This is a genomic window from Phytopseudomonas daroniae (assembly GCF_004327275.1).
Lineage (GTDB): Bacteria > Pseudomonadota > Gammaproteobacteria > Pseudomonadales > Pseudomonadaceae > Aquipseudomonas > Aquipseudomonas daroniae.
The window spans coordinates 183045-201956 of the sequence record NZ_QJUJ01000010.1 but is presented as its reverse complement, the minus strand read 5'-3'; the positions used below and the strand labels follow the sequence as shown (position 1 = coordinate 201956).

Here is an 18912-nt window from a genome sequence, read left to right as displayed (position 1 = left end):
TTTACAGTGAGTTCAGAAAGGCCAGAAGCGCGGCGCGCTCCTCGCTGGAAAATGTCAGTACATGGCGCTTGGCCGCTTCGCCTTCGCCGCCGTGCCAGGCAATGGCTTCGAGCAGGTTGCGTGCGCGGCCGTCATGCAGGAACTGGGTGTGGCCGCTGACGTTTTCGGTCAGGCCAATGCCCCACAGCGGCGCGGTGCGCCATTGTCTGCCGCTGGCGCGGAATTCGCTGCGGCCATCGGCCAGGCCGTCGCCCATGTCGTGCAGCAACAGATCGGTATAGGGACGAATGGTCTGGTTGGCCAGTTCCGGCTCGGCGGCATCGGCGGCGGAGACGAACTGCGGTGTGTGGCAGCCCTGGCAGCCGGCGCGATGGAACAGGGTCTTGCCCGCCAGCACCTGGGCGTCGTCGGCCTTGCGGCGGGCCGGCACAGCGAGGTTACGGGTGTAGAACAACACCATGCTCATGATGTTGTCGCTGACTTCCGGCTCGCCGCCGTGGGGCGCCTGGCGGCAGGCTGTCTGCGCATCGGTACACTGATCGCGTGGCAGCAGGCTGCTGGTCAGGCCCATGTCATGGGCGAAGGCGTGAGCATTCTGCTGATTCAGGGTTGGCTGCCCGGCTTTCCAGCCGAAACGGCCAAGCACGGTCTTCTGCTGAGCGTCGTCCCATACCCAGTTGGGCTGCCCGGCGATGCCATCGCCATCACGATCCTCGGGATCGGCGTTGGCCAGAATGGCCGCATCCGGGATCGCCTCGAGCAGGCCGAGGCCGATCATCGGTGGCGCGACTCGCGCGGAGAACAGCGTATCGGGGTGCATCGGCCCGTAGCCGAGCTGGCTGATGTTCAACTGCGGTTTGCGCAACTCGAGGGTGTAGCCGTCATCGAACTGCACGCTGTGGGTGCTGTACTCGACGCGCACCTTGCCCTCGGGGGGCACGCCCGGGTTGGCCATGTCCTGCAACTGGGCACCGTACTTCGGCTCGGGTAGCACGCCCTGGCGCTCGATGATCCACTCGTCCGCGCTGCCGGCGGGAATCGACAGGCGCACCAGCATCGACACGGCATTCACGCTGCCGGGTTCGGGCGGATGGCCACGGCCATCGCGGATATGGCAGTTCTGGCAGGCGTTGGTATTGAACAGCGGGCCGAGGCCATCCCGTGCGGTGGTGGTGGACGGTGCGATCACCCAGGGGTTGCGGAAGAAACTGTTGCCCACGCTGAAGTCCAGGCGACGTTCGGCCTTCAGGTTGGCGGAGGGCAGGGAGAAGGCATTGTGGTCGCTGCGCGATACCGTGGCCGTACCGCCGGAGAGGGCTTCGCCGGGCTCGGCCTGGGTGAAGCGTGGCGACTGGTCGCAAGCCACCTGGGCGCCTGCCAGGATCAGGAGCAACAGCGGCAGCGGGCGACGGAGCGGCGCAAGCATCACAGGGGTTCGCGACAGAAAAATCAGGGCGGCAATATTAGCAGGCTAACTAGCTTTAAATAAGACAGATTTGCGTTAGGGTTCGTTGAAACCGCCCATGGCCGTGTACGTCGTAAGAGCAGGCGTCGCGATGCTACGGGCCGGTGCATTTGGATGAAGCTGCGGGGCCGCTCATACCGACTTCACGATGTGTTCGCGCAGCCACTGATGGGCCGGGTCGCGGTGGATACGTTCGTGCCAGAGCATGAGCATCTCGAAACCTGGTACCTCCAGGGGAGGTTCGACCACTTGCAGCGCGGCGTTGTCGCGTACCAGCCGCGACGGCACCACCGCCACCAGATCGGTGCTGGCCAGCACCGCGCCGAGGAACAGGAAGTGCGGAACGGACAGGGCGACCCGTCGGCTCATGCCCCGTTCTGCCAACTGCGTATCCGTCACCCCCTGAAAGCCGCCGCCGTCCGGCGACACGATTACCTGGTCGAGCTTGCAAAACTGCGCCAGTGTCGGGCGGCGCTGCAAGCGAGGATGTCCGGCGCGGCCGGCGAGTACGTAGCGCTCGCTGAACAGGAAGCGGTGGCGCAGGGACGCAGGCGCTTCGTCACGGGTACGCAACGCCAGGTCGATTTCTCCCCGTTCGGCTTGCCCGGCGATGTGCGATGGCGGCATGTCCAGCACGGCCAGGCGGGTGCCGGGCGCGGCTGAACGCAAGCCGGACAACGCCGGCAGCAGGATGGTCGACTCGCTATAGTCGGACGCGGCTACGCGCCAGGTGTTGTCGGCCTTGGCCGGATCGAAGGGGCTGGACGGCGACACCGCCCGTTGCAGCGACTCCAGCGCCTGGCGCAGCGGTTCGCGCAACTCCTCCGCCCGTGCCGTTGGCCGCATCCCCCGTGGCCCGGGCAACAGCAACGGGTCGCCAAGGGCCTCGCGCAGCTTGGCCAGATGCACGCTGACCGATGGCTGGGACAGGTGCAGGCGCTCGGCTGCCCGGGTGACATTGTGCTCGGCGAGCAGGGCATCCAGGGTGACCAGCAGATTCAGGTCGAGACGCCTCAAGGAATTGTGCATGGCAATACCTGGAATACTGGAAATCAATTTCAACTATATCTCAGGGGGGCTTAGGGTGTGCCCATCTATTTACTGGAGCAGCGTGCCATGAATGTCCTTCTCGTCTATGCCCACCCCGAGCCTCGATCCTTGAACGGTTCGTTCAAGGACTTCGCCATCCGACGCCTGGAGGCTGCCGGCAATACCGTGCAGGTGTCCGATCTGTACGCCATGCAGTGGAAGGCCATGCTGGACGCGAATGACAGCGGTACGCGGCACAGTGCTGCGCGCTTCGATCCGGCGCTGGATTTGCGGCGGGCACTGGAGAGCGGCACGCTGCGTGCCGACATCGCCAGCGAGCAGGAAAAGCTGCGCTGGGCGGATGCCGTCATCCTGCAGTTCCCGCTGTGGTGGTTCTCGATGCCAGCCATCCTCAAGGGCTGGGTCGATCGTGTGTATACGGATGGCTTCGGCTTCGGCGTGGGCGAACACTCGGATACGCACTGGGGCGATCGCTATGGCGAAGGCGTACTGGCGGGCAAGCGCGCCATGCTGGTGGTGACGATCGGAGGTTGGGCGCCGCACTACGGGCCCCGCGGAATCAACGGCCCGATCGACGACATTCTGTTCCCGATCCAGCATGGCGTCCTCTTCTACCCGGGCTTCGAGGTACTGCCGCCCCATGTGATCTACCGAGCCAACCGGATCGACGAAGCCGGTTTTGCGCAGGCCTGCACTGCGTTGGGAGAGCGCCTGGATGCACTCTGGACGACTGCGCCCCTGGCGTTCCGCAAGCAGAATGCCGGGGACTATCTCATTCCGGAGCTGACGCTACGGTCTGAGCTGGCGCCAGGACGATCCGGTTTCGAGGTTCATGTCGAGCGGGAACCACGCTGTTCTGGGCGTGAACCCGCCGAACAGGACGTCGTCAGCCTGGCGAAATGAAAAAAGCCGATGCGAATCGCTTCGCATCGGCCTGGTTTACCGCGTGTCGCGCCGGATCAGAACTCGTGGTCGGCGGTGTCCGGATTGAGGTCGCTGATGCCCAGCTTGGCGGCCGCTTGCTCGATGGCGCCGGTCTGCTTGACCAGGGCAGCGATGGCATCACGCACCAGTTGCTGGCCTTCGGCATTGTCGGCAGCGATCAGTTGGTCGAAGTGCTGACCGTTGTTGGCGCTGTCGACCAGGGCCTGCAGCTTGGCTTCGGTGGCCTCGAGGTCGGCCTTGAGGGTGCTGTCGGCAGTTGCATCGGCCTTGGCTACCAGCTCGGACAGGCTCGGCCCGTTCAGGGTGCTGCCGTCGGCTTTCTTGTACTCGCCCAGGTAGACGTTGCGGATGCCCTTGCCATTGTAGAAGTGCGAGTTGTGGGTGTTGTCGCTGAAGCAGTCGTGCTCGTCTTCGGTGGAGTTGGCTTCCAGCGCGACCTTCATGCGCTCGCCTGCCAGCTCGCCGAGGGACAGGCTTCCCATGCCGAACAGGATCTTGCGCAGACCGTTTTCGGCGGACTCGCCTTCCAGGGTGGCGCGGTAGTTGTCGGCAACACCGGCTTTCCACTGGCCGGCCATTTCGTCGAGGTCGGCAACCAGCAGTTCGGTGGCGGCCTTCAGGTAGGCGCGACGGCGCTCGTTGTGGCCTCCAGTGGCGCCGTCGCCGACCAGGTAGTCGCTGGCCGGACGCTCGCCAGCGCCCGGGCCGGTGCCGTTCAGATCCTGGCCCCAGAGGAGGAATTCGATGGCGTGGTAACCAGTGGCGACGTTGGCTTCGGAGCCGCCCAGCTCGTTCAGGCTGGCCAGCAGATCCGGGGTGATCTCGCTGACGTCGAGCTTGTCTTCGCCGACCTGGATCTCAGTGTTGGCGATGATGTTGGCGCTGGCGCCGGGGTTGCCCAGGGCGTGCTGGTAGTCTTCGGCGACATAGTCGATCAGGCCTTCGTCCAGCGGCCATGCGTTAACCTGGCCTTCCCAGTCGTCGACGATGGTGTTGCCGAAGCGGAACACTTCGCTCTGCATGTACGGCACGCGTGCGGCCAGCCAGGCTTCGCGTGCGGCTTTCAGGGTTTCGTCATTCGGTGTGGCGAGCAGGGCATCGATGGCGGTCTGCAGGGTCTTGGCGGTGCTGGCCGCATCGTCGAACACGGCGGAGGCGATGTCGGCGTAGTGCTTGACCACGGCTTTCGCTGCAGCTTCGTCGAAGGCACCGGCCGCTGCTGGAGCACTGCTGGTGCTGGCTTCTGGCGCCGGGGCGGCGGCTTGGTTGGCAGGCGCCTTGTCTTCGCCGCAACCGGCGAGGGCAATGGCGATGGCCAGCAGGCTGGCAGAAGCCAGGGGCATACGAATCATGACGAAATCCTTTGCGTGTTGATGGGGCGTACGTGGCGGTGCACGTTAACCGGCACATAATGCGAAAGATTTGCATTTTGCGCAAAGGGTCGTGTGACATATTTGGAAAAAGACAGCCGTACTACGCGCTTCCCTCCATACACGAACCATTGTCTGATCAGGCCGCATGGCCGCCTCCGTCGGGTTGCTCGGGAGCCGTCCAGCCCAGCTTGGCCAGCGTCCGATGAGCCTGCTGAATCAGGGGATCCGCTTGTGGGTGAAGGATTTCCAGTGCGCTCATGCCTCGATAATCGATGCTGGCGAGTGCCTGGCCAACGGCAGCGAAATCCACCGTACCGTGACCGAGCGGGTCGTGGCGCCAGGCCTGGCGGGTAGTGTCCGACAGATGCAGGTGATCCAGGCGCGGTGCGCACAAGTGCAGCGCGGCGGCCAGATCCTCGCCGATGAAGTGCCCGTTGGCGACGTCGTAGCACAGTGTCAGGGCCGGGCTGTCGAAGTCGTCTGCCCAGGCGAGCATGTCCTCTGCTCGCGGCAACACGCCCATGGGGATGTTTTCCAGCAGCAGTTTCACGCCGTGTGCTTCGGCGTAAGGCAGCAGGGCTTCGAGGCTGCTGCGCAACCAGCCTTCTAGCTGCTCGCGTGGCGGGGCGTTGAGCGGGTTGTAGCGGCCGCTGACGGTGACGATGCCGGTTATGCCAAGGTGGTAGGCGATATCAATGAGCGAGCGTTTGAAGGCGATACTCATCGCGCGGATTTCTTCACGCGGGCTGGCCAGGTTGTGATCCAGGCTCTGCGCGGTCAGGGCGAAGATGTGCAGATCGTGGGTTTCCAGCAAGCGCCGTAGCCGGGACAGCTCGGCGGGCGTCATGCGTTCGGTGTCCAGGTGGGTTGGACTGACCATGACATCGAAGGTGCGGTAGCCCAGGCTGGCCAGACGCTGCAGTGAGTCCTCCATGGGGATGTGCCAGGTGTCGCTGATGGTGTTGATGGCAAGGGGAAAGTGACTCATGGTTACTCCAGCCGGGGGCTCGCACCCCCGTACCTTGGTTATTGTTGGATGCGCCGGGGAGCGAGGAAGAACAGTGCGACCAGGGCGACGAAGTACATCGCCGGGATCATGGTGAACAGTACGGTGTAGTTGTTGTTCGTCACGGTCAGTACATGGCCGACGATCTGCGTCATGAACATGCCGCCAACCGCTGCACACATGCCGCCGAAACCGAATACGGTGCTCATCATGTGTTTGGGCGTGTAGTCCATCACCAGGCTCCAGATATTGGCGTTCCAGGCCTGGTGCGCGCCGACGGCGAGGGCGATGGCCAGCACCGCGACCCACAGGCCGCTGGCGTTGGCGGCGAAGATCACGCTGATGATGGTGGTGGCGAACACCAGCATCGACAGCAGGCGTGCCTTGACCGCCGCCATGCCCCTGCCGATCAGCCAGGACGAGAGCACGCCGCCGCCGACGCTGCCGACATCGGCGGTCAGCCAGATGATGATCAGCGGAATGCCCAGTTGAGTGACGCTGATCCCCAGCTCGTACTGCTGGTTGAGGAACGGCGGCAGCCAGTACAGGTAGAACCAGAACACCGGGGCGGTCAGGGTGTAGCCGATGGCGAAGGCCCAGGTGCCGCGCATGGTGAGGATGCGGCTGAACGGCACGCGCACCGGCTCGGGTTCCGGGTCGCGCAGGATGTAGGCGCGCTCGCTGTCCTTGAGGCTCGGGTGGTCTTCTGGGTTGTAATACTTGAGCCCCCAGAACAGCAGCCACACGAAGCCCAGGGCAGCCATGCCCATGAAAGCCGCCTGCCAGCCCCACAGGTGCAGGATCAGCGGCAGCAGCATGGGCGTGAGCATGGCGCCGACATTGGTGCCGGCATTGAAGATGCCCGTGGCGATGCCGCGTTCGCCGGCCGGGAACCAGGTGCGGGTGGTTTTCACGCAGGCCGGGTAGTTGGCGGCTTCGGTGAGGCCGAGGACGAAACGACAGAGCATGAAGCCGAATGCCGAAGTGGCCAGGCCGTGGGCACCGGTGGCCAGGCTCCAGAGCAGCACGGCGAGGAAGAACGCCTTCTTCACCCCGACCCGGTCGATGAAGCGCCCCTGCAGGACGAAGCCCACCGCGTAGCCGACCTGGAACCAGAAGTTGATGTTGGCGTAGTCCATCGCCGTCCAGTTCATTTCCTTGGCCAGCACCGGTTGCATCACGCCCAGTGCGGCGCGGTCGATGTAGTTCAACGTGGTGGCGAAGAACACCAGGGCGAGCATGCCCCAGCGGGTCTTGCCAACGGCAAGGGCGCTGCGCATCTTGCTGGCCATGGAGGCATGCGGCGAGGCGGCTCGGAGCCGCTCGGTGTGTGTCTGATTCATGATCGATTACCCGTTCTTGTTGAAATTGTTGGCGAGCGGTTGTGCTGCTTCGGGGCAGGCAAGGTGTGAATGGATGGCTACATGGTGGGGCTCTCCAGGCAGGTGTCGGTGTTGGTGGCTGGCACCGGGGGGTGAGGGTGCGCACCGGACAGTGCCAGGCCGGCCAGATAGCCGAACGTCATGCCAGGCCCGAGAGTGATACCGCCACTGGGGTAGTGGCCGGCCATCACGCTGTTCATGTCGTTGCCCACGGCGAACAATCCAGCAATGGGCCGGTTGCTGGCATCCAGAACGCGTGCTTCGGCATCCGTGTGCAGGCCGGCAAAGGTGCCAAGGCTTCCGGCTACCAGTTTCACGGCGTACAGATGCCCGCGCAGCGCACGCAGGGATGGGTTGGGCTGTTGCAGGGGGTCACCCTGGGCCTTGTTGTAGGCCGAGTTGCCGCGCTGGAAGTCCGGGTCTTCACCCCGTACCGCGAAGCGGTTGAAGCGTGCCAGGGTGGTCTTGAGGCCGTTGGCGTCGATGCCGCAGTGACTGGCCAGATCACCAGCATCGTTACCGCGCAGCAGATAGCCACAGCGCTGGTAGTAACGATTACTGAACGGCAAGGGTTTGGCCCAGCCGATGCCATAGCGCCAACGAGCGTGTGCATCGGCAATCAGCCAGGCTTCGACCGGCTCGCCGACAGGCGTCGCGGCGATCAGGGCATTCATGAAATCGTGGTAGCAATCGGCCTCGTTGGTGAAGCGGCGACCGTCACGGCGCACGGCGATGAAGCCGGGCTTGGCCCTGTCGATCAGGTGTGGGAAGTGGCCGATGCTGCCATCGCTGCGTGGCACCAGAGAGGTGGGTGCCCAGGCGCCGGCGTAGGGCAGGTTGGCGTCTACCCGAGCGCCAACGGTTTCACCCAGGCGCAAGCCATCGCCACTGTTTTCCGCAGGGGCGGCGCTATGGTGCTGGCTACCGTCTGGGGCATGGGCAATCAACTGGGCGATTCGTTGCCGATCATGGGGAAAGCCGCCGCACGCCAGTACCACACCGCGTCGTGCGTTGACCTGTAATTCGCCTTCCCTCTGATGCAGAACGGCACCGCTGACACGCCCGTTGCTGTACATCAGCCGTTGGGCGGGACTGCTGGTCAGCAGCCTTACCTTGCGGTCGAGGGCGCTACGCAGCAGGCGCGCGACCAGGGCATTGCCATTGACCAGGTGCTGACCGCGCCCGTACCGTAGACAATCACCCAAGTGACGCCACAGGCGGCTGGCAACGTGCATCGCAGCCTTGGGGGAACGGCGAGAATTGAAAAAGGCGTTCAGATCCGCACCACCAGCGATGCCCATGCCGAACAGGCTGACGATATCCAGTGGCGGGCGCAGGAGGGGCAACCAGTCACCCAGCAGCCGCCCATCGAAGGCTTGCGCGCACAGTGAGCGGCCGCCCGAAGAGGCACCGTCACCGGCATGCATGTCGGGCATGCGACTGCCGGAGTAGAACTGCACCGCAGTGCGGGTGTGTAAGAATTCGACCATCTCCGGGCCACGGGCGAGAAATGCACGCTGGCGCTCGTCGAGATGAGTGGTGCCGAGTTGTGCCATCAGGTAGCGCTCGGGGGCGTCATCCGCTTCGCTGATGTCTTCGGCTCGTGCCAGCGGATTGCGCGGTATCCACAACCAGCCGCCAGACCAGGCGCTGGTGCCACCCAGTTGTGCAGCCTTTTCCGCCACCAGTACGTCCAGGCCGTGCTCGGCAGCGGTTACCGCTGCAGCCAGGCCTGAGGCGCCGGAGCCGATCACCAGTACGTCGCAGTCGAGCTGTCGCATGGCCTGTCTCTCATTGTTCTTGTGTTTTTGGCCGAGCGAACCCGTACGACAGACCTGGGCCTGTCGTAGGCGTGGTTCGCTATCCGGTTTTCAGGCGCTCGGCAGCGTGCGCCCGGGTGGCATCACTGCAGTGGCGAGAAGCCGGTCGGGCGCAGGATTTGCGAGTCGAGCGTGACCACCGCATCCAGCTCCTTGTTCTTGCGTCCGAATGCTGCCCAGCGTGGGTCGGCGGCCATGGCGGCACGACGTCTCGCACGTTCGTCCAGGCTGTCGTAGGCCCAGATATGCACCACCTGGTTGGCCTCGCCGAACTCGGTGGTGAAGAAACCCACCAACTGCCCCAGGTGCTCGGTCTGTACCGCCAGTGCGTCGCTCTGGTACAGCGCCAGCCAGTCGGCCAGCCTGGTGGGCTTGAGGGTGTAGGTGCGCAGTTCGTAGTACATGTTCAGTTCTCCTGACGTTGCGAAACCACCGAGTGCAAGCGCTCGGCGATGTGGGTGGCGGCGATGTAGCCGAAGGTCAGTCCGGGGCCGAGGGTGATGCCCGGCCCCGGGTAGGTGCCGTCCATGATCGAGTTCATGTCGTTACCCACGGCGTACAGGCCGGGTATGGCGGTACCCGAGGTGTTCAACACGTTGGCATGGCTATCGGTAACCAGGCCGCGCGCCGAACCAAGGTCGCCGGTGTGGATGCGTATGGCGTAGAAGGGCGCGCGTAGCAGGGGCGCCAGGCAGGGGTTCGGCCGGTGCTGCGGATCGCCCATGTAGCGGTTGTAGCTGTTGCCGCCCTTGCCGAATTCCCGGTCGACGGCTGCGCGCGCATCGGTATTGAAATGCTCGAGTGTCTGTTGCAGAGCCTGGGGATCCATTCCCAGGTCGCGCGCCAGTTGTGCGGCGCTGTCGGCCTTGTACAGGTAGCCCGCTTCGATCAGGGCGCTGTTGTCCACCGGGCTCGGGCGGGCCAGGCCCATGCCGTACTTGCTCATGGCCGTGGCATCACAGATCAGCCAGCAGACAGGGTTGCCGGTGGCGAACATGGTCTGTACGAAGTGGTGATAGGAGTCGGATTCGTTGACGAAGCGCTGCCCAGCCGCGTTCACCGCGATCACGCCGGGTTTGGCGCGGTCGGTGACCAGATGCGGGAAGCGCTCATGCTCGCCATTGGCGTGCACCACCTCGGAAACCGGCGCCCAGAAGAAGTTGGCGGCCAGCGCCTCGCCATTGGCCGCCGCCACCGCTTCGCCCAGGCGCAGGCCATCGCCGCTGTTGGTGCCGGGCGACATGCTCAGGTGCGGCTGTTCGCTGGCAGGGCGGTAGACCGCAGCCAGCGGAGCCGCGGCGAAACCGCCCATGGCGCAGACCACGCCACCACGTGCGCGAACCTCTTCCACTCCATCGGCATGTTTGATGCGTGCCCCGAGCACTGCCCCGTTTTCGACGATCAGCGCCTGCGCTTCGCTTTCCAGCCATAGCGTGACGCCATTGGCGAAGGCCGTGGTGGCGAGCCGTGCGATCAGGGCGTTGCCAGTGGTCAGGCGCGTGCCGCGTGGATGCTGGAGGCGATCCCGTGCATAGCGGGCCATCAGTTTCAAGCAGTGCCAGAGCGACTTCGGCGAACGGCGGAAGCTCAAGAAATGCTGAATATCGACGCGGTTGACCATCATCGCGCCGAACAGCAGCATGCCGGCTGGCGGCATTTTCAGGTGTTTGAACTGCTCGCCGAGCTCGCTGCCATCGTATTCGAGCACTTCCAGGGCACGGCCATATTCGGTGCCGCCCGGAGCGTCCGGATAGTAGTCCGGCGAGAGCAGGCGCAGGCTGTATTTCAGTTGTGAATGCTGCTCCAGCCAGCGCAAGGCTTCATGCCCGCGTTCGATGAAGGTGTCCACCAGCGCTGCCTGGTAGCCACGGCCGATGATGCTCCGCAGATAACTGCGCATGGCCTCGGGACTGTCGTCGACGCCGGCCTCTCTGGCCTGGTCGGTACCGTGGATCCAGACCGCGCCACCGGAGATAGCCGAGGTACCGCCGAAGTGTTGCGCTTTCTCCACCAGCAGAACCTTGAGGCCTTTGCCGGAGGCGGTCACGGCCGCGGCAAAACCCGCGGCACCACTGCCGAGTACGATCAGGTCATAGTCGCTGGTGGGGTTCACCGGTTGTGTTGTAGCGGGTATCCGCGTCGCTATGTTCACGACAAGCTCCTCACAAATGCAGTGGCGTCACACCCATGAAGTGGCCGAGGTTGCCGAGCTGGGCCAGTGCCATCTGCGGGCCGGTCTGGATCGAACAGCCGCGGGCTTGAGCGCATGCCAGCAAGGGCGTGATTTCTGGCGAGGTGACGACATCGGCGACATGAGTGGATGGCGCCAGGGTGTCGAGCAATGCCTGCGACAGTGGCAGTTCGCCGCTGTCGCCCATGCCCACCGGAGAGGCATTGACGAGCAGCTCGAACGCGCTCAGCGAGCTGCTGGCGCTGATACCTACGGGTATGTTCGGGAAAGCGCTGCCGAGCAGTTCGACCAGGGCGCCGCAGCGCTCGCTGCTGGGATCGAGCAGATCGAGACTGCTGACACCGGCCTGGCACAGCGAATAGGCAATGGCACTGCCGACACCTCCGGCACCGATTACCAGTGCGCGTTTGCCTGTTGCCTCGAAACCCTGCTGGCGCGCGGCATTGAGAAAGCCGTCACCATCGACGTTGTCGCCAACCAGGCTGCCATCGGCTTCGCGGCGGATCACGTTGACCGAGCGCAAGGCATGGGCGCGTTCGCTGAGTGTGTCGAGGTGTTCGACGACCTGCTGCTTGTAGGGCACGGTGACAACGCAGCCGCGCAGGTTCTGCCAGCCACGCAGGGTGTCGATGAATGTCTCGAGCGACTGGCCACGTAGATCGATGGGTAGCATCGCCAGGTTCGCGCCTTGAGCGGCGAACCAGCTGTTGAAGTTTGCCGGGGATTTGACCTGGGCGATGGGCGAGCCAACGATGGCGATCAGTTCGGTGGAGCCGGTAATCATGGGCGGTACCTGCTAATTGGAGTTGTTGTTGGCACCGATGGTGTGTCGTGACCCAGGCAAGTACAACGCGCTTGATAGCTGTTCAGCTTGTTAATCGCACTGGCAGTGCGATAATCGCATCAATTTGATTAATGAGGTGCTGATGAAGACACCCGTGATCCATTCCCGCGACCTGATCGCCGGCCTGCAGAAGGGACTCGCGCTGATGCAGTTGTTCAGTGTCGATACGCCTCGCCTGACGGTGCCCCAGGCGGCCCGTGCAGCGGGCCTGACCAACAGCGCGGCGCGGCGCTTTCTGTTGACCCTGGTACACGATGGCTTTGCCGAGACCGACGGCAGGAGTTACTGGCTGACTGCCCGGGTGCTGCGCATTGGCCAGGCTTATGTGGACTCGGCGCAATTGCCACGCATGCTCAGGCCTATTGTCGAACAGGTGGCGCGAACTACGGGTGAGCACGTGTCGGTGGGCGTGCGCGATGGCGACGATATCGTGCATATCGTGCGTAGCCGCTATAGCCATATTTCCTCGTTGTCGATTCGGGCAGGATCACGGGTGCCCATGTACTGCACGGCCAGTGGCCGTATCTGGCTGGCCAGCCTGGAGGCCGAGGCTCTGGCAAGCTACCTCCAGCGAGTCGCGCTGCAACCGCTGACGCCCTATACACAGACAGGGCTGAAGGCGTTAGGGGACGAGGTGGCCAAGGTCGCACAGCAGGGCTACGCGACCATCGACGGCGAGTACGAAGTGGGCATGCGTGTTCTGGGGGTGCCCTTGTGCGATCGCCATGGCGACTTGAAGGCGACGCTGTCGATCACCACCCACGCGTCACGAGGCGACATCAAGGACATGTGCCAACGCCATCTGACCACGCTGTATGAGGCCCAGGCATTGCTCAGGCCGATACTGGACTGATTACAGTGCTGCCGGATTGACCCGGTGCAGGGTACGCCTGGAGTGCTTCAGGTACTGGGTCAGCTCCCGTGCCGGCAGCGGTTTGCTATAGAAGTAGCCCTGACCTTCATGGCAGCCCTGGGCGATGATGTAGGCTTCCTGGCTCGCGGTTTCCACGCCTTCGGCGATGACCTGCATGCCCAGGCTCTTGCCGAGCTGAATGATGGCGCGAACGATGGTGGCATCGTCTTCGTCTTCGAGCAGATCCTGCACGAAGCTCTTGTCGATCTTGATCTTGTCCAGCGGCAGGCTCTTCAGGTAACTGAGCGACGAGTAGCCGGTACCGAAGTCATCGATGGCTATCAGCGCTCCCGAGCGGCGCAGGCTGAGCAGGTGTTGGGCGGCGGTACTGATGTCTTCCATCAGGCCGGTTTCGGTCACTTCCAGTTCCAGGCTGCGGGGGGGCAGGCGGTACATCTGCATCAGGTTGTTGACCACCCGCGGTAGCTCGGCGTGATGCAACTGCACGGTGGACAGGTTGACTGCCATGCGCAGGTCGGCGTAGCCCTGATCATGCCATTCGCGCAACTGCCGGCAGGTCTGATCCAGCACCCATTCGCCAATCGCGATGATGCTGCCGTTCTGCTCGGCCAGTGGGATGAACAGATCCGGTGCGACCAGGCCGTGCTGCGGATGCTGCCAGCGCAGAAGGGCTTCGACGCCCACCACGCTGTGATCGCGGAAACTGATTTGCGGCTGATAGACCAGGTGCAGTTGATTCAGCGCCAGGGCGTCGCGCAGATCCTTTTCCAGTTCGCGGCGCCGACGCATCTCGCTGTCGACGCTGGCGATGTAGAACTGGTAGCGGTTGCGCGAGCGGCTCTTGGCCAGGGTCATGGTCTGTTCGGCTTTCTGCAGCAGCTTTTCGGGGCTGCCCCCGTCTTCCGGGAACAGGGTGATGCCGATGGTCGCGCGCAATTGCACCTGGTGGTCGTCGAAGGCGAACGGCGCTTCGAGATCGTCCAGCACGCTTTGCGCCAGTTCCGCGGCCTCGTAGGGTTGCTCGATATCGGCCTGCACCAGGGCGAACTGATCGCCACCGAGGCGCGCCAGGGCGCCCAGGCGGCCGCTGTGGCTGCGTAGGCGATCGGACAACGCCAGCAGCAACTGGTCGCCGGTCTGGTAGCTGAATTGTTCGTTGATGCCCTTGAAGTCATCCAGCCCGACACACAGCACGGCAACCCGGCGCTGCAGGCGCCCGGCGTCTTCGAGGATCTGCTCGAGCTGTTGTTGCAGTTGCTGGCGATTCGGCAACCCGGTGAGAAAGTCGTACTGGGACATGCGCTGCAAGCTGTTTTCGGCTTCGCGGCGCAGGTGAGTATTGCGTTCGATCGAGGCGAGCAACTGGTTGGCGGTGTTTATCCACAGCCCGAGCTCGTTCTTCTCGTTGCCGGGGAGCATGGGCAACTTGTTCTCGCTGGGGCGATCCGGGTTGATGCTGCTCAGGTGCTCGATGATCTTGGTCAGCGGCTTGGTCAGCAGCCAGTAATAGACGAGGTACAGCACCAGGCCCATGGCCAGCGCGCGCAGTACGCCGGAAATGAAGATGATCACCGAGTTGGTGATGAAGCTTTCACCATACAGGGCGGTGTCGAGCGTGATGTTCAGGTCGCCGTAGTATTCGTTGTAGGGCTCGCGGCCGACCAGGCGGGTGGTGAAGTGCTGTTCCTCGCCGAGGATCGGATCGGTCAGCCGGCGGATGGACGGTTCGGCCAGCGCTCGGCTTTTCTCGGCCAGCATCTGCTCACCGGGATGGCCGATGGAGGCCTGACGCACCGATTCATGTTGAAACAGGCCTTCGACGACCTGCATGCCCATCTCACGATCCAGGCTGTAAACCGCCTGAGTCGAGGGGTCGCGAAACATGTCGAGGATGCGCTGGGCATCGCTGGTGATCGCATGGCGGGTCTTGTAGATATCGAACACGATCTGCCCGAGGCTCAGCACCACGCCAACGGCAAGCGCGGATAACAGCACCACGCGAAGCAGTTTCACGGACAGACTGTGCTTGAGTTCCAGCTTCAAATGGCAGTTCCTTGTGCGATACCGATCGCCGGATAGGGATTGAGTATTGGCAAAGTCGTGGTGGCAGTCAAAGACCTGAGTTGCACGGCGTTTATCCAATCGTGTCGGTTGCCTGCGACACTGCGTTGTTTCGGAGACAGCCTCCAGGATTGAGTCACGCCTGTCGATCCTGACGCATCTGCCGCATGCTGCAATAGGCACCTGCAGATAAAAATGCCCCCCTGATTCGCATCAGGAGGGCATCTCTATGCAGCACCGTGCGCTTGCAGGCAAGCGTGGCGGCGGGGTCAGGCAGCGAAGTTTTTCGCCACGAAGTCCCAGTTGACCAGGTTCCAGAACGCCTCGACATACTTCGGACGGACGTTGCGGTAGTCGATGTAGTAGGCGTGCTCCCACACATCGCAGGTCAGCAGCGGGGTATCGCCTGCGGTCAGCGGGCAACCGGCGCCGATGGTGCTGGACAGTGCCAGGGAACCGTCGGCCTTCTTCACCAGCCAGCCCCAGCCGGAACCGAAGGTGCCGATGGTGACCTTGCTGAACTCTTCCTTGAACTTGTCGAAGGAGCCGAAGGCCTTGTCGATGGCCGCGGCCAGTTCACCAGTCGGTTGACCGCCGCCGTTGGGGCTCAGGCAGTTCCAGTAGAAGGTGTGGTTCCATACCTGGGCCGCGTTGTTGAAGATGCCGCCAGAGGAAGTCTTGACGATTTCTTCCAGGCTCTTGCCTTCGAACTCGGTACCGGGCACGAGGTTGTTCAGGTTCACGACATAGGTGTTGTGGTGCTTGTCGTGGTGGAACTCCAGAGTTTCCTTGGAGATATGCGGCTGCAGGGCATCGTGTGCGTAAGGCAGCGGCGGCAATTCGAAAGCCATGGTTATTCTCCTAATCAGGTCTGTTGCGATGAGCGCAAGGCCGATCACGGGCGGCCAAACATACGTCGGCGGATTTGTACCCTTTGCGACGCAGGGCAGGGATCATAGCACCGGGGCTACTGCATAACCACGCAGCAACTGTGCGGGAAAGCGGTGCTAGAGCCCTCGTCGGCGATCAAGCGGATCGCCAGTGAAACCACCTCAGGCCAGTTTCATCAACGCCACGCCAGCGAGAATGGTCAGGCAGGCCAGCAGGCGGATCGGCGGCAGGCTTTCCTTCAGCCACAGGCGGCCGATCAGCAGGGCGAACACCACACTGGTCTCGCGCAGGGCCGATATCAGCGCCACCGGTGCCAGGGTCATCGCCCAGATGACGATGCTGTAGGCGAACATCGACATGGCCCCACCCAGCAGCCCGGCACGCCAGTGTGGGCCCAGCTCGCGAACGATGCGCGGGCCGCGTTGGCCGAGAATCACCAGCGCCATCACCAGGCCGTTCACCGCGAACAGCCACAGCGAGTAGGACAACGGGTCGCCATTGGCACGGGCACCGCTGGCGTCGGACAGCGTGTAGCCAGCGATGAACAGGGCGGTCATCAGGGCGCTGAACAGCAGGCCTCCATTGGCTTTGGCGCTACCACCGCGTACCGCCATCAACCAGATGCCGGCGACCAGCACCGCCAACCCGAGCAATTGTCCGGCTGGCAGGACTTCACCCAGCAGCAGAACCGACAGTCCGGCCACCAATAGGGGAGAACTGCCCCGGGAAATGGGATAGACCTGGCCGAGGTCGCCGTATTGATAGGCGCGGCTGAGAAAGACGTTGTAGCCGATGTGCAGCAGGGCCGAGAGGATGATCCAGGGCCAGGCCGCGGCATTCGGCATGGCCACGAATGGCAGTGCCAGCAAGGCGACGGCCCCGGCGCCGATCTGGATCAACGAGGCGGTGAGAAACCGATCCAGGCCGATTTTCAGCAGCGCGTTCCAGCCCGCGTGCAGGGTCGCCGAGGCGATCACCATGAGAAAGACGCTGGTTTCCACAGAGGCTCCGGCAGGTTGCGACGAGGCACGCAGCATAGCACTGGGGCCTTGAGGCCCGACCAGGCTTAGAACCTGTTCATGATCTTTTGGCTCGACTGCACCACTTTTGACTGCAGAGCGGCGGAAGTAGACGCTCACTATGTAGGGTGGATGACGCTCTTTTCATCCACCATTGCGATTGCAGGGCGGTGGACGGGTCGGGCCGCGTAGGTGAAGCGTCGTCCACCCTTGTCATGAAGCCCACCAAATCGAGTGTCCGCTCTCGCCTTGTAGCATCCTTTTTGTTCTGTCTATAAAAGATCGTGAGCAGACGCTTACAGCGGGTTGACGATCAGTTGCCAGGCAATCGCGAACATCATCGCCGCCACGACCAGATCGATGATTCGCCAGGTCAGCGGACGAGCCAGCCACGGTGCCAGCCAGGCTGCGCCGAGCGCCAGGCACATGAACCATATCAGCGAAGCGCTGGCCGCTCCGGCTGCATAGGCCTCGGGTACTCTCTGCTGAGCGCCGAGCGAGCCGATCAGCAACACGGTATCCAGATAAACGTGGGGGTTGAGCAAGGTCACGGCCAGAGTCGCCAGCAACACTGCGCGCAGCGAGCGGGGCGTGCCGCCCTGTACCTCGAGTGCGTTCGGCCGGCAAGCGCGCAGCAGTGCCTGGGCACCGTACCAGAGCAGGAAGGCCGCGCCGCCCCAGCGGGCGATACTCAGCAGCAGTTCGCTTTGCAGCAGCAGGGTCGCCAGGCCGAAAACGCCTGCGCTGATCAGCAGGGCATCGCAGACGATGCACAGCAGCGCCACCGGCAGGTGGTGCTCGCGACGCAGGCTCTGAGCGAGGACGAAGGCGTTCTGCGCGCCAAGGGCGATGATCAGGCCGGCGGTGATCAGGAGACCGTTGCTGTAGCTTTGCCACATGACGAAAGCAATCCTTGAACGAGGGAGATGGCTATCAGTCTGCGGTGATTAGTTGTATAAGAAAAAACAATATTGCTGATCGCTCATTAGGAAAATCGATTGCTCGATTACAAGTTGCTGGCCGCTCTTGCCGCGGTCGTCGAACAGGCTGGCTTCGAACGTGGCGCCCAGGTGCTGGGACTGTCGCAATCGGCGGTGTCCCAGCGGATCAAACTGCTGGAAGCGCGCATCGGTCAGCCGGTACTGCTGCGGGCCATGCCGCCGACCCCCACCGATGTTGGCCGTCGGCTGCTCAACCATGTGCAGCAGGTGCGTCTGCTCGAACGCGATCTGCAGGAACAGGTACCGTCTCTGGAGGCGGATGGTGAAACCCAGCGGCTGCGCATCGCCGTCAATGCCGACAGCCTGGCGACTTGGTGGGCGAGGGCGGTGGCGGACTTCTGCGCCACTCATCGCGTGCTGCTGGAACTGGTCGTCGAGGATCAGGAGGTGGGCCTCAAGCGCATGCGCGCCGGCGATGTCGCTGCCTGTGTGTGCGCGGCGGAGCGGCCGGTATCCGGCGCCCGCAGCCTGCCGCTAGGTGCCATGCGCTATCGAGCCATGGCCAGCCCGGCATTCATCGCTCGACACTTTCCCGCTGGCGTCACGGCCGAGCGGCTGGCCCATGTACCGGCAATCGTGTTCGGCCCGGATGACCAATTGCAGCATCGCTACCTGAGCGAACTCGGCCTGTCGGGCAGCTTCCTGCATCACCTGTGCCCGTCCTCCGAAGGCTTCGTGCGCCTGACCGCCGAGGGTCTGGGCTGGGGCATGGTGCCCGAGCCGCAGATGCACGAGGCGCTGGCTAGTGGTGAGCTGGTCGAGCTGCTCGTCGACCGGCCGATCGATGTGCCCCTGTACTGGCACCACTGGCGCAATGGCGGCGAATTGCTCGACCGGCTCACCGGGCATCTGCAGCGGCACGCGGGCGATTATCTGGTGCCACTGGGGTAAGAACCTGTTCAAAGTCTGCTGCGCGTCGGCCATGCTGCGTTGAAGTCGGGCTCAGAATGCTCATTTACAGCAAGTAAACTGCGCTTCTTCACCCGACTT

General features: G+C 63.5%; 16 protein-coding genes. 3 read left to right on the top strand and 13 right to left on the bottom strand.

The window, feature by feature from the left end; all coding sequences use genetic code 11:
- Position 1 precedes the first annotated feature (1 nt).
- Both DNK10_RS21265 and DNK10_RS21260 read right to left on the bottom strand, forming a co-directional pair.
- Positions 2–1426 carry a di-heme oxidoreductase family protein gene (locus DNK10_RS21265; RefSeq protein ID WP_131192911.1) on the bottom strand — a complete coding sequence of 475 codons (1425 nt, stop codon included), beginning with the start codon at positions 1424–1426 and terminating at the stop codon, positions 2–4.
- 171 nt (positions 1427–1597) lie between these two features.
- Positions 1598–2494: a LysR family transcriptional regulator gene (locus DNK10_RS21260; RefSeq protein ID WP_131192910.1), complete on the bottom strand. Its 897-nt coding sequence runs from the start codon at positions 2492–2494 to the stop codon at positions 1598–1600.
- A gap of 87 nt (positions 2495–2581) precedes the next feature.
- Between DNK10_RS21260 and DNK10_RS21255 the strand changes: the two genes are divergently transcribed.
- Positions 2582–3418 (top strand): NAD(P)H-dependent oxidoreductase, encoded by an 837-nt coding sequence (locus DNK10_RS21255; RefSeq protein ID WP_208738850.1) that lies wholly within the window; start codon positions 2582–2584, stop codon positions 3416–3418.
- A gap of 56 nt (positions 3419–3474) precedes the next feature.
- Here DNK10_RS21255 and DNK10_RS21250 read toward each other — a convergent pair whose 3' ends face one another.
- From DNK10_RS21250 to DNK10_RS21220, 7 genes are all read right to left on the bottom strand, one after another.
- Positions 3475–4812: an imelysin family protein gene (locus DNK10_RS21250; RefSeq protein ID WP_131192909.1), complete on the bottom strand. Its 1338-nt coding sequence runs from the start codon at positions 4810–4812 to the stop codon at positions 3475–3477.
- A gap of 157 nt (positions 4813–4969) precedes the next feature.
- Positions 4970–5821: a sugar phosphate isomerase/epimerase family protein gene (locus tag DNK10_RS21245; protein ID WP_131179896.1), complete on the bottom strand. Its 852-nt coding sequence runs from the start codon at positions 5819–5821 to the stop codon at positions 4970–4972.
- A gap of 38 nt (positions 5822–5859) precedes the next feature.
- Positions 5860–7182: an MFS transporter gene (locus DNK10_RS21240; protein ID WP_165496021.1), complete on the bottom strand. Its 1323-nt coding sequence runs from the start codon at positions 7180–7182 to the stop codon at positions 5860–5862.
- A gap of 77 nt (positions 7183–7259) precedes the next feature.
- Entirely contained in the window at positions 7260–9002 is a 1743-nt protein-coding gene (locus DNK10_RS21235) for an FAD-dependent oxidoreductase (RefSeq protein WP_131192908.1), read from the bottom strand.
- A gap of 122 nt (positions 9003–9124) precedes the next feature.
- Positions 9125–9445: an NIPSNAP family protein gene (locus tag DNK10_RS21230; RefSeq protein WP_131192907.1), complete on the bottom strand. Its 321-nt coding sequence runs from the start codon at positions 9443–9445 to the stop codon at positions 9125–9127.
- 2 nt (positions 9446–9447) lie between these two features.
- Complete coding sequence (locus DNK10_RS21225) at positions 9448–11193, bottom strand: FAD-dependent oxidoreductase (protein WP_279635867.1); 1746 nt, start codon at positions 11191–11193, stop codon at positions 9448–9450.
- A gap of 10 nt (positions 11194–11203) precedes the next feature.
- Positions 11204–12016, bottom strand: a complete 813-nt coding sequence (locus DNK10_RS21220; RefSeq protein ID WP_131179899.1) for a shikimate dehydrogenase family protein — start codon at positions 12014–12016, stop codon at positions 11204–11206.
- 142 nt (positions 12017–12158) lie between these two features.
- Between DNK10_RS21220 and DNK10_RS21215 the strand changes: the two genes are divergently transcribed.
- Positions 12159–12929 (top strand): IclR family transcriptional regulator domain-containing protein, encoded by a 771-nt coding sequence (locus DNK10_RS21215; protein ID WP_131192906.1) that lies wholly within the window; start codon positions 12159–12161, stop codon positions 12927–12929.
- Here the strand turns inward: DNK10_RS21215 and DNK10_RS21210 are convergent, their stop codons facing one another.
- From DNK10_RS21210 to DNK10_RS21195, 4 genes are all read right to left on the bottom strand, one after another.
- Positions 12930–14993, bottom strand: a complete 2064-nt coding sequence (locus DNK10_RS21210) for a putative bifunctional diguanylate cyclase/phosphodiesterase (protein ID WP_131179901.1) — start codon at positions 14991–14993, stop codon at positions 12930–12932.
- A gap of 287 nt (positions 14994–15280) precedes the next feature.
- Complete coding sequence (locus DNK10_RS21205) at positions 15281–15862, bottom strand: superoxide dismutase (protein WP_131179902.1); 582 nt, start codon at positions 15860–15862, stop codon at positions 15281–15283.
- Between the two features lie 201 nt (positions 15863–16063).
- The gene (locus DNK10_RS21200; RefSeq protein WP_131192905.1) at positions 16064–16903 is read right to left on the bottom strand and encodes an EamA family transporter; all 840 of its coding nucleotides are present in this window, start codon (positions 16901–16903) and stop codon (positions 16064–16066) included.
- 314 nt (positions 16904–17217) lie between these two features.
- Positions 17218–17820: a LysE/ArgO family amino acid transporter gene (locus DNK10_RS21195; RefSeq protein WP_131192904.1), complete on the bottom strand. Its 603-nt coding sequence runs from the start codon at positions 17818–17820 to the stop codon at positions 17218–17220.
- A gap of 99 nt (positions 17821–17919) precedes the next feature.
- Here DNK10_RS21195 and DNK10_RS21190 point away from each other — a divergent pair, with 99 nt between their 5' ends.
- Positions 17920–18813, top strand: a complete 894-nt coding sequence (locus DNK10_RS21190; RefSeq protein ID WP_131192903.1) for a LysR family transcriptional regulator ArgP — start codon at positions 17920–17922, stop codon at positions 18811–18813.
- Positions 18814–18912 lie beyond the last annotated feature (99 nt).